The following is a 12,592-nucleotide window of genomic DNA, read 5'->3' on the forward strand; positions in this document are numbered from 1 at the left end:
CATTTGTATCTTTTGTTCGTAGATGTTTATATGATACATCCAAAAACCAGCACCACAAAGACCAGCTGGGATATACACGCCTCTATGCCCCTTTCAGCGGTTTTATACAAAAACGGCTCTTTGAAGCGCATGAAACGGTGGGCGCAGGGATGCCGGTACTCTCCATGATTGGCGGCGGAGTACCTGAGGTGGAAATCAACCTTCCGGCAGCAGAATATATCCGACGCGAACAGTTCGCCAACTTTCATTGCACGTTCGACGTATATCCGGGAGAGGTTTATTCGCTGAAATTGATAAGCATCACTCCCAAAGCAAACGCCAACCAACTTTACGCCATGCGCATGCAGTTGGTTACCGACAAACAGCCTCTGCCCTCTCCGGGCATGAACACGATGGTCACCATCTACTGCAACAGCAACGAGGAGGGTATGCAACAACTCTCCGTACCGAGCGGTGCCATCCTGCAAAAAGAGGGAAAAGCACGGGTGTTTGTCTATCATCCGTCGGACAACAAGGTAAACAGCGTAGAAGTCGCTGTCATCCGCCCGCTGAGCAACGGCCACAGCCTCATTCAGTGCGACAAGCTGAAACCGGGCGCACTGATCGTGTCATCGGGTGTGCACCACATCGAAGAGGGCGAGACTGTGAAACCACTTCCCGCAGCTACCGCAACCAATGTCGGAGGACTTTTGTAAATTGAGAATTGAAAATTGAGAATTAAAAAATAAATCTGCGTCATCCGCGTCTGAAAAATTTACTCACTCCCTATTTTTTAATTCTCAATTTACAAACGCTTTCATTTTTTAATTTCTAATTTTTAATTTTCAATTTAAGAAGATGGATATAAGTAAATGGGCATTCCAAAACCGTAACTTGATATACTTTCTGATAGCCGTGCTGCTGTTGGGAGGTGCCCTTTCCAGTTACCAGATGAGCAAGTTGGAAGACCCCGAAATAAAAGTAAAACTTGCCATGGTAGTAACGGTCTATCCGGGAGCTTCGGCGCATCAGGTGGAACTGGAAGTAACGGATGTGCTGGAAAAAAGCATCCGAAGCATGGGACATATTGACAATGTAGAGAGCTACTCCTACAACGACCTTTCGCTGATTCAAGTGGAACTGACCACCACCACTCAGGACGAGGAGGTGGAACAATGTTGGGATATGCTGCGCCGCAAGGTGAACGATGCCCAAGCTTCGTTGCCCGAAGGTGCCAGCACCCCCATCATCAAAGATGACTTCGGAAACGTCTATGGCATGTTCTATGCCCTGACAGGCGACGGATTGAATGACCGGGAACTGTCCGACTATGCCGAACTCATCAAACGGGAGATCAGCGACATGGAAGGCGTGGACCGGGTGGAACTCTACGGCAAACGTTCGGAGTGCATCAACATCTCGCTGCTGCAAGACCGTATGGCAAACTTAGGCGTGAAGCCCGCCGAAGTGCTTGCCACCCTGAACGGACAGAACAAGACCACGTATAGTGGTTATTACGACAATGGCGACCAGCGCATCCGCGTAACCGTGAGCGATAAGTTCAAGACCGTGGAGGACATCGGCAACATGCTGATACAAGGGCACGATGACGACCAACTGCGCATGCGCGACATCGCCCGGATAGAAAAGGGTTACGAAGAGCCTACCCGCAACGAACTCTTCTTCGACAGCGAACGGGCGCAAGGCATCCTCATCGCCGCCGCCAGCGGTTCGGACATCGTAAAAGTGGGCGCCGAAGTGGAAAAGAAACTGGAACAACTCAAAGAAAACCGGCTTCCCGCAGGCGTGGAATGCCACAAAGTATTCTACCAACCCGAACGGGTAGGCGCCTCGCTAAGCACCTTCGTCATCAACCTGATAGAATCCGTAGCCATCGTTGTCATCATCCTGATGATTGCCATGGGATTCAAGAGCGGTTTCATTATCGGTGTCAGCCTGGTAATTACCGTATTCGGTTCGTTCCTCTTCCTCTACACGGCGGGAGGAACCATGCAACGCGTCTCTTTAGGTGCATTCGTCCTCGCCATGGGTATGCTGGTGGATAACGCCATTGTCATCATCGACGGCATACTGGTGGACCTGAAAGCGGGCAAGCCCCGCATGGAAGCGATGACCGCCATCGGACGGCAGACCGCCATGCCGCTGTTGGGAGCCACACTGATAGCCATCATCGCCTTCCTGCCCATCTTCATGTCGCCCGACACCGCCGGAGTCTATACACGCGACCTCTTCATTGTATTGGCAGTTTCGCTGATGCTAAGCTGGGTGCTGGCATTGGTTCACGTCCCGCTGATGGCAAACCGGAAGTTGCATCCTCAGGTGGATGTCAACTCCACTGGCAAACGTACATACAACGGACGTGTTTACGCCTGGTTGCGCACTGCCTTGCAGTTTGGCCTGACTCACCGTTGGGGCTTCGTACTGGTTATGGTCGCGCTGCTGGGACTCTCCGGCATCGGCTATGGCTATATGCGCCAGGGATTCTTCCCCGACATGGTCTATGACCAACTCTATATGGAATATAAATTGCCCGAAGGAAACAACACCACCCGCGTGGCACGTGACCTGAAGGAGATTGAAGCGTATCTGAAAACCCGCAAGGAAGTGACCCACATCACCACCTCCATAGGCGGCACGCCGGGACGCTACAACCTGGTACGCAGCATCGCCAACCCCTCCCTTGCCTACGGCGAATTGATTATAGACTTCACCTCTCCCGGCGAACTGGTGAAGAATATGGACGAGATACAAAACCACCTGACCCGGAACTATCCCGATGCATACGTCAAACTGAAGCGTTATAACCTGATGTTCAAGAAGTATCCCATCGAAGCGCAGTTCACGGGTCCCGATCCTGCCGTGTTGCACCGGTTGGCAGACAGTGCCCGCCACATCATGGAAACCACGCCGGAAGTATGCCTCATCACCACAGATTGGGAACCGCAGATTCCGATGCTCTCCATCGAATACGACCAGGCTGCGGCCCGTGCCTTGGGATTGAGCCGCAACGACGTCAGCATGTCCTTGCTCTCCGTCAACGGAGGCATTCCCATCGGTTCCTTCTACGAAGGCATTCATAAAGACAACATCTATCTGAAATGCCTCAATGAAGAAGGGAATCCGGTAGAAGACCTCTCCAATACACAGGTGTTCTCTACGTTGCCGTCATTGAACGGGATGTTGAGTGAGGAGATGATGATAAAGCTGAAAACCGGAACGCTCTCCAAAGAGGAACTGGTGGAAAGCTTGATGGGCAGTACCCCGCTGAGACAAATCAGCAAGAGCATCGATGTCCGTTGGGAAGACCCCGTAGTGCCGCGCTACAACGGTCAGCGCAGCCAGCGTGTACAATGCTCTCCGGTGCCGGGCGTTGAAACAGAAAAGGCACGTCAGGCAATTGCCCAAAAGATTGAACAAATAGAACTGCCCGATGGCTACAGCCTGCACTGGCAAGGCGAGAAGAGTGCCAGCGACCAGTCCATGAAGTATTTGTTCAAGAACTTCCCGCTTGCCATCATCCTCATGATAGCCATCCTGATTATGCTGTTCAAGGATTACCGCAAGCCTGCCATCATCTTCTGCTGCATCCCGATGGTGATTGTCGGCGTGGTAGCGGTGATGCTGCTCACCGGAAAGACGTTCAACTTCGTAGCGATTGTAGGCACATTGGGGCTGATAGGCATGCTCATCAAGAACGGCATCGTGCTGATGGACGAAATCACCCTGCAACTCAGTCAGGGAGTAGAGCCTATCACGGCGCTGATAGACAGCGCACAGAGCCGTCTTCGCCCCGTGACAATGGCAGCACTAACCACCATCCTCGGTATGATACCGTTGTTGCCCGATGCCATGTTCGGGTCGTTGGCTGCCTCTATCATGGGCGGATTGACCTTCGGCACACTGATAACGCTGCTGTTCATTCCGGTGCTGTATGCGTTGTTCTTTAAAATCAAAATGAAATAAAAAGAAGAAGTTATCGGGAGTTAGAAGCCAATACTCCCACAAACAAGACTATCGGCCTTTAACTCCCGATAACTTCCGAATAACTCCCGATAACTCCATAAAAAACAGATAAGTATGAAAAAGCAAACGATTCTATTCGCCTCCCTGATGCTGTCCGCCCTCTCCCTCTCTGCCCAAGAGACGCTGAGCATCGCACAATGCAGGGAAATGGCACTGAAATACAACAAAGAGATGGCAGCGGCAACCAAACAGACCGAAAGTGCCCGCTACACAGCAAAGAGCTATTGGGGAAACTTCTTTCCCAACTTCACCGCCGTCGGAACAGGACTCTACACTACCATGAACGGCAGCCTGAACATCCCCGGCGGCAACCTGCCCACCTTCACCTCCACGCCTGACGGGCAATTCGTGCCCAACGGCGGTTTCGCCTACTTCCCAGGCCTGAACCTGAAATACAAAGTGGGGACTGTCTATATGGGCGGCGTGCAGGTAGAACAGCCCCTCTACATGGGCGGAAAGATACGTGCCGCCTACCGAATGGCGACCTTGGGCAAGGAGATGGCGCAGATGAACGAAACACTGACCGCCACAGAAGTGATTCTGAAGACCGACCAAGCATACGCCCTGGTGGTAAAGGCGCAAGAGATGAAAGCAGTAGCGGAGAAATACAACGCCCTGCTTGCCGAACTGATGAAGAACGTAGAGAGTGCCCACCGACACGGACTGAAGCCGAAGAACGACGTACTGAAGGTGCAGGTAAAACTGAACGAAGGCGAACTGAACATACGCAAAGCGGAAAATGCCCTGCGCCTCGCCACAATGAACCTCTGCCACTACATCGGCAAACCGCTGGACACGGAACTGCGCCTATCGGAAGAACTGCCCGAAGTGGGACAGAGCCTCCCCATACAAACCTCAGACATCACCGCCCGGCCTGAGTATGACATCCTGAACAAACAGGTGGCAATCGCCCGCCAGCAGGTGAAGCTGAACCGCAGCGAATTGCTGCCGCAGGTAGGCATCCGAGGCTCCTACGACTACATGAACGGACTGAAGCTGAACGACCAGAAACTGTTTGACGAAGGCAGCTTCTCCGTCCTGCTGAACGTCAGCATCCCCCTCTTCCACTTCGGCGAGCGAAGCAACAAGGTGCGTGCCGCCAAAGCCAAACTGGAACAGACCCGGCTGGAGCAGCAGAACCTGAACGAGCAGATGACCCTGGAACTGACGCAAGCCGCCAACAACTTAGATGAAGCCCGCCTGGAAAACGAACTTGCCGAACGCTCGCTGCAACAAGCGGAAGAAAACATGCGCGTCAGCCGAAGCCAGTACGAAGTGGGCCTGGAAAGCCTCTCCGACCACTTGGAAGCCCAAGCTCTGTGGCAACAGGCGTATGAACAGAAAGTGGACGCCCACTTCCAACTCTACCTGAGCTACATTGCTTACCGGAAGGCGGCGGGGACGCTGTATGAAAAGTTGTAAAAACAGAAGCGGAACGACGGATTATTCAAAGCAATACATTATATTTGCGCAATGAAAAAAGAATTAGGTAAATGGCTATTACTTCTTGTCCGGGAAAATAAAAAGAAAGGAGAATAAAATGGGTGCTATTATTATTTCAATATTGGTTTCCGTTATCGCAATTGTCGGGTATGCTTATTTTACTTATCAAGACAGAAAAGAGCTACACAATGCAAAATGATATGGAATTCATCGTATTTTTATCAGTAGTAGGCATCATCGCTGCCTATGCAGGAATATGGGGAGTGATACAACTTCACAATAAAACAAAGATTGCACAACACTAAGCAATTGCAATCAACAAAAGTAGGGGGAAAATGAAAGTTTTCCTCCTACTTTCATTTCCCCCCCCTACTCTATTCAGTATTCATCATTTATACTCCGCCCACGACTTAATCGCCAAATCTTCCGGCGTCATCGTGCAGAAAGCATTGATGAAGGCGCTTGCCAGACGGGCATTCGTAATCAGCGGGATGTTGAGGTCGATGGCGGCACGACGTATCTTGTAGCCGTTATCCAGCTCGCCAGCGGTGAGATTCTTCGGAATGTTCACCACCATATCTATCTCCTTGCGATGGAGCATGTCGAGGGCTTGCGGCTGCTTCCCTTCCTCACTGGGCCAATAGACGCGCGTGTTCTCCACGCCATTCTCCGTCAGGAACTTGCTGGAACCGCCGGTGGCATACAGCTTATAGCCCTTCTGTCGGAGCATGCGGGCGGCAGACAGCATATCGACCTTCTGTTTCGGAGTACCGGTGGAGAGCAGGACACTCTTCTCCGGAATGCGGTAACCGACAGAAAGCATCGCCTTCAAGATGGCACAAGACGTATCGCTGCCGATGCAACCCACTTCGCCCGTACTGGCCATGTCCACTCCCAATACCGGGTCGGCCTTTTGCAGGCGGTTGAAGGAGAACTGACTCGCCTTGATGCCCACATAGTCCAGGTCGAAAAGGTTCTTGTCGGGCTTCTGCACAGGAATGCCGAGCATCACCTTTGTGGCAAGTTCGATGAGGTTTATCTTCAGCACCTTGCTGACGAAGGGGAACGAACGGCTGGCACGGAGGTTGCACTCGATGACCTTGATGTCGTTCTCTCGGGCAAGGTACTGGATATTGAACGGACCAGAAATATTCAGCTCACGGGCAATCTCACGACTGATGCGCTTGATGCGGCGAACAGTCTCCACATAGAGCTTCTGCGGCGGGAACTGGATGGTGGCGTCACCCGAATGCACGCCGGCAAACTCGATATGCTCACTGATGGCGTAGGCGATGATTTCACCATTCTGCGCTACAGCATCCATCTCTACTTCTTTGGCGTGCTCGATAAACTGACTCACAACTACCGGATGCTTCTGGCTGACATTTGCCGCCAACTGCAGAAAACGTTCCAGCTCCTCGCGGTTGGAGCAGACGTTCATCGCCGCACCGGAAAGCACATAGGAGGGACGCACCAACACCGGAAAACCGACCTTATCAACAAAGGCATTAATGTCCTCCATCGAAGTCAAGGCACTCCATTCGGGCTGATCCACGCCGATGCGGTCCAGCATGGCAGAGAACTTGTCGCGGTCTTCGGCATTGTCGATGCTACGGGCACTGGTACCAAGGATAGGAACCTGTTGAGCGTCGAGACGCATGGCGAGGTTATTGGGTATCTGACCACCGGTGGAGACGATGACACCGTGAGGATTCTCCAATTCAAGGATATCCATCACGCGCTCAAAAGTGAGCTCGTCGAAGTAGAGGCGGTCGCACATGTCATAATCCGTAGATACGGTTTCGGGATTGTAATTTATCATCACGCTGCGATAGCCCTCGCGACGGATAGTGTTGAGCGCCTGCACGCCGCACCAGTCGAACTCCACACTGGAGCCGATACGGTAGGCACCGGAACCAAGGACAACGATGCTCTTCTTGTCGCCCAGGTAATGCACATCGTGAGCAGTACCGTTATAGGTCAGGTAGAGATAGTTGGTCTGTGCGGGATATTCGGCGGCGAGAGTGTCTATCTGCTTCACTACGGGAAGCACTCCCACGTTTTTACGATGGGTACGCACATAAAGGCTGCCCTCTTCCATATCTCCCTCATAGCCGATGGCACGGGCAATCTGGAAATCGGAGAAGCCCTGTACTTTCGCCTTGCGCAACAACCCGGCAGGAAACTCGGCAATCTGCTTATGGCTCTTGCCCCATTGCTCCAGTTCTTTGCTGGTATTCATGATGTTCATCAGCTTCTCCAGAAACCATCGGTCTATCTTCGTCAGTTCGTGTATCTGGTCCACGGTATAGCCGGCACGGAAGGCTTTGGAAATGACAAAGATACGTTTGTCGGTAGGCTCGCACAAGGCACGATCAATATCGGTGATAACCAGTTCCTTGTTCTCCACGAAGCCGTGCATGCCCTGGCCTATCATACGCAAGCCTTTCTGTATCGCCTCTTCAAAGGTGCGGCCGATAGCCATCACCTCGCCCACAGACTTCATACTGGAGCCCAGCTCCTTGTCCACACCGTGGAACTTGCCGAGGTCCCAGCGGGGAATTTTACAGACCACGTAGTCAAGCGCGGGTTCAAAGAAGGCACTGGTAGTCTTGGTAACGGAATTCTTCAGGTCGAACAGCCCGTAGCCAAGTCCAAGCTTCGCCGCTACGAATGCCAACGGATAGCCTGTCGCCTTAGAGGCGAGTGCGGAGGAGCGGCTCAAGCGGGCATTCACCTCGATGACACGGTAGTCTTCCGACTGCGGGTCGTAGGCGTACTGCACATTACACTCGCCCACAATGCCCACGTGGCGGATGATGCGAATGGCGAGTTCGCGCAGCTTGTGATAGTCCTTGTTGCTCAATGTCTGCGAAGGGGCGATGACGATGGACTCGCCTGTGTGGATGCCCAGAGGGTCGAAGTTCTCCATGTTGCAGACAGTGATGCAGTTGTCGAAGCGGTCGCGTACCACTTCATACTCCACCTCTTTCCAGCCTTTCAACGACTTCTCCACCAGCACCTGCGGCGAGAAGGAAAAAGCCTTCTCTACCAATACGTTCAGTTCCTCTTCGTTGTCGCAGAAGCCGGAGCCAAGCCCGCCCAGCGCGTATGCGGCACGGACGATGACCGGATAGCCCACCTCCCGGGCGGCACGGCGGGCATCTTCGGCATTCTCCACCGCCTCGCTTCTGATGGTCTTCACGTCAATCTCGTTCAACTTCTGCACAAACAACTCACGGTCTTCCGTGTCGATAATCGCCTGCACGGGGGTGCCCAGCACGCGGACATCATACTTCTGAAAAATGCCGTCCTTGTAGAGCGACACGCCGCAGTTCAGCGCCGTCTGTCCGCCGAAGGCGAGCATGATGCCGTCGGGGCGCTCCTTCTCTATCACTTTTTCCACGAAATAGGGGGTGACAGGCAGAAAGTAAATCTGGTCGGCAACGCCCTCCGAAGTCTGCACGGTGGCGATGTTGGGGTTAATAAGCACGGTGTAGATACCCTCTTCCTTGAGTGCCTTGAGCGCCTGCGAACCGGAGTAGTCGAACTCTCCCGCCTCGCCTATCTTCAGGGCGCCGCTACCCAACAGCAGGACTTTCTTTATATTGTTTTCTTTCATCTGTTCTTCTGTTTTTTAGGGGACAAGTAATTTCAAAAATTCGTCGAAAAGGAACTCCGTATCTGTCGGCCCCGAGGCGGCTTCGGGATGGAACTGCGCCGAGAACCATGGATTCCGTTTGTGGCGGATGCCTTCGTTAGAGCCGTCGTTCATATTGACAAAGAGCGGTTCCCAGCCGGCAGAAAGCGTATCGCCGTCCACGGCATAGCCATGATTTTGCGAGGTGATGAAGCAGCGTTCCGTACCAACCATGCGCACGGGCTGGTTATGGCTGCGGTGACCGTACTTCAGTTTGTATATCCTGGCACCTCCCGCCTTGGCAAGCAACTGGTTCCCCATGCAAATGCCGAAAATGGGTAACTTCTCGTTCTCCATCGCCTTGCGGATATTCTGCACGGCGACATCGCAGGTATCGGGATCGCCGGGACCGTTGGAGAGAAAGAGGCCGTCGAACTCCAGTCCGTTGAAGTCGTAGTTCCAAGGTACGCGAATCACCTCTACGCCCCGACGCAACAAACAGCGGAGAATGTTGTGCTTCACGCCGCAATCCAGAAGAAGAACCCTCTTTTTCAATGGACAATTGAGAATTGACAATTGTGCGATGGCAGCGTTCAACTCCTCTTTAGGAGTGCTGACGGGGAAATGGCGGGCTTCTTCATTGGCATAGACGATAATGTCCTTACAGGAGACCCTGTCCACATAGTTCACCTCCCCATAATTGTCCGTTGCCAATTGTTCATTGTCAATTGAATCGTCAAAGGCGATACGCCCTGTCATCACGCCGTGCTCGCGCAGCACCTTGGTCAGTTCGCGGGTATCGATGCCCGTGATGCCGGGGATGTGTTCCCGCTTCAACCAGTCGCCCAAGCTCTCCACGGCATTCCAATGGCTGTAGTTTTCAGAGTAGTCACTCACGATGATGGCTTCGGCATGGATGTGTTCGCTCTCCATAAAGGTAGCGAGTCCGTTCTGCTCAAGGGTAAAGAGTGGCACGCCGTAATTGCCCGCCAACGGATAGGTGAGCACCATCAGCTGTCCCGCATACGAAGGGTCGGTCAGGCTTTCGGGATAACCTGTCATGGCGGTGTTGAAGACAACTTCGCCCGCCACGGGCTTCTCGTAGCCAAAGGAGCGGCCGTGGAAGACGGTGCCGTCAGAGAGGAGGAGCCTCACCAGTCTCTCCCCCGCCCTCTCCCCCGTAGGGAGGGAGGAAGAAGTTACTTTTACTTTGTTATATTCTTTATTCATATAGATATAATATGATTGTATTGTCACTTATTATCCTTACTCCTTATTATTGCCTCTTATTATCATCTTTTATTGTCATCCTAACCTTTATGTAAATGTGTCAAAACATGCTTCTCATTTTCTTTTAGGCACGGAATTACACGGTTTTATTCTTAATGAATCCGTAAAATCCATGCCTAAAATCTATCATTATGTCGGTTTCTTTTCATTTTGGCACACCTCCGCAAGGGAGAGAGGCTGAAGAGGAGTGCTTGTAGGCTAGAACTGATACACCTGTTCGATATAGTCGATGAACGCCTTGTTCAGCAACTTCACCCCACCCGGTGTGGGATAGTCGCCGCTGAAGTACCAGTCGCCCGGATGATGGGGACATGCTTCACGCAAGCCTTCGAGAGGCTGATAGACAATCCGGACTTTGGCTTTCGTCCCCTTCGGGGTAAGCAGTTCCACCATCTTGGCGGAAATTTCCTCGTCGGTGAAGGGAGCGTAAATGTCCTTCACATAGTTCACCATCTGCTCCTTAGGCAAAGCGGCCTGCTCTTTTGACTTGCGGTAGGCGGCGGCGATGACATCCCGCATCTCCCGCTCCTTCAGCAGTTCGATGGCTGCCTTGAAGGCGATGAACTCGCTCATCTTCGACATGTCGATGCCGTAATAATCGGGATAGCGCACCTGCGGCGAGGAGCTGACAATGACGATCTGCTTCGGGCTGAGGCGGTCGAGGATGCCGATGATGCTCTGCCGCAGGGTGGTTCCGCGTACAATGCTGTCATCTATGATGACCAGATTGTCAACTTCTGGCACAAGGCTTCCGTAAGTGATGTCATAGACGTGGGCGGCCAAATCATCGCGGCTGTTGCCTTCGGCGATGAATGTGCGCAGCTTGATATCCTTGATGGCAACCTTCTCGCTACGGATGCGGCGCGAGAGGATGCGCTCCAGCTCGTTGTGTCCGGGCGTGTGTCCCAACGCGGCAATCTGCCTCACCTTCTCTTCATTCAGGTATTCATCCAGTCCCTGCAACATTCCGTAGAAGGCCACCTCCGCCGTATTGGGAATAAAGGAAAAGACAGTGTGGTCAACATCGTTTCCGATGACTTTCAAGATGTTTGGCACCAGTTTCTTGCCTAACTGCTTGCGCTCCTTGTAGATATCCGCGTCACTTCCCCGGCTGAAGTAGATACGTTCGAACGAACAGGGTCGCACCTCGTGCGGTTTGTTGATTTGCACCGTGCGGAACTTGCCCGACTTGCTGATGAACAATGCCTGTCCGGGCTGCAACTCCTTGATGGACGCCGCGGGGACATTCAGTGCGGTCTGTATCACCGGGCGCTCGCTGGCAAGTACTGCAATCTCATCGTCCTGATACCAGAAGGCGGTACGGATGCCCCACGGGTCGCGTATGGCAAAGCTTTCTCCGCTTCCGGTCAGCCCGCACATCACGTATCCTCCGTCCCACTCCCTGCTCGATGTACGCAGCACATTGGCAAGGTCTATCTGTTCCTCTATATAATGGGTAATGTCCATGCCGGTCAGGCCTTCAGCCTCGGCCTGATTGAAGAGGCGCTCCACTTCCCGGTCGAGGCGGTGTCCCACCTGCTCCAGCATGATATAAGTATCGGCATACTTACGCGGATGTTGCCCGATGGCGGTGATGCGAGCAAAGATTTCATCCACATTCGTTAGGTTGAAGTTACCGCACAAGGCAAGGTTCTTGACCCGCCAGTTGTTTCTGCGAAGAAATGGATGCACATACGAGATTCCCGACTTTCCGGTGGTGGAGTAACGCAAATGCCCCATATAGACCTCGCTGGCAAAGGGCAACACACGTTTGGCATAATCGGCATCGTGCAACTGCTCTTTCGTCAATTCTTTGAAATGATTGTGTACCGTCCCGAATATCTCGGTAATGGCTCCCGAACCGATGGCGCGTTCACGAAACATATACTCCTCGCCGGGATTGGCTTCCAGTTTCACGCAGGCAAGTCCGGCGCCTTCCTGTCCACGGTTGTGTTGCTTCTCCATCAACAAATAGAGCTTGTTCAGTCCGTACATCCAAGTACCATACTTTTCTTCATAGTACTCCAACGGTTTCAGCAGGCGTATCATGGCAACGCCGCATTCATGTTTTAGTTGTTCCATACATTAAATGTGCTAATGTGCTAATTGGCAAATGTACCATCGGCAAATATGCTAATTGGCGGCGCAAAGATACACATTACAAATAACACAAAGTCAACTTTATCAGCATTTATT

Annotated in this window: 6 protein-coding genes; 3 read left to right on the forward strand and 3 right to left on the reverse strand. The window is 52.6% G+C overall.

All coding sequences use genetic code 11. The features are described 5' to 3' along the window. The 3 genes from K2G43_RS00030 to K2G43_RS00040 all read left to right on the forward strand — a co-directional run. Positions 1–695 (forward strand): efflux RND transporter periplasmic adaptor subunit (locus K2G43_RS00030; RefSeq protein WP_300152502.1); only part of this gene is annotated, 695 nt, incomplete at its 5' end. A gap of 142 nt (positions 696–837) precedes the next feature. Beyond that, entirely contained in the window at positions 838–3,963 is a 3,126-nt protein-coding gene (locus tag K2G43_RS00035; RefSeq protein WP_300152503.1) for an efflux RND transporter permease subunit, read from the forward strand. Between the two features lie 114 nt (positions 3,964–4,077). Continuing rightward, positions 4,078–5,445 (forward strand): TolC family protein, encoded by a 1,368-nt coding sequence (locus tag K2G43_RS00040; RefSeq protein ID WP_300152504.1) that lies wholly within the window; start codon positions 4,078–4,080, stop codon positions 5,443–5,445. A 409-nt stretch (positions 5,446–5,854) separates the two neighbouring features. Here the strand turns inward: K2G43_RS00040 and carB are convergent, their stop codons facing one another. The 3 genes from carB to K2G43_RS00055 all read right to left on the reverse strand — a co-directional run bounded on the left by carB (position 5,855) and on the right by K2G43_RS00055 (position 12,478). Beyond that, positions 5,855–9,088 (reverse strand): carbamoyl-phosphate synthase (glutamine-hydrolyzing) large subunit, encoded by a 3,234-nt coding sequence (carB, locus tag K2G43_RS00045; RefSeq protein ID WP_300152505.1) that lies wholly within the window; start codon positions 9,086–9,088, stop codon positions 5,855–5,857. Positions 9,089–9,103: 15 nt separating this feature from the next. After that, positions 9,104–10,336 (reverse strand): glutamine-hydrolyzing carbamoyl-phosphate synthase small subunit, encoded by a 1,233-nt coding sequence (gene carA, locus K2G43_RS00050; protein ID WP_300152506.1) that lies wholly within the window; start codon positions 10,334–10,336, stop codon positions 9,104–9,106. 258 nt (positions 10,337–10,594) lie between these two features. After that, positions 10,595–12,478 (reverse strand): amidophosphoribosyltransferase, encoded by a 1,884-nt coding sequence (locus K2G43_RS00055; RefSeq protein WP_300152507.1) that lies wholly within the window; start codon positions 12,476–12,478, stop codon positions 10,595–10,597. Positions 12,479–12,592 lie beyond the last annotated feature (114 nt).

Origin of the sequence: Bacteroides sp. (assembly GCF_029057325.1) — a bacterium.
Taxonomy (GTDB): domain Bacteria; phylum Bacteroidota; class Bacteroidia; order Bacteroidales; family Bacteroidaceae; genus Bacteroides.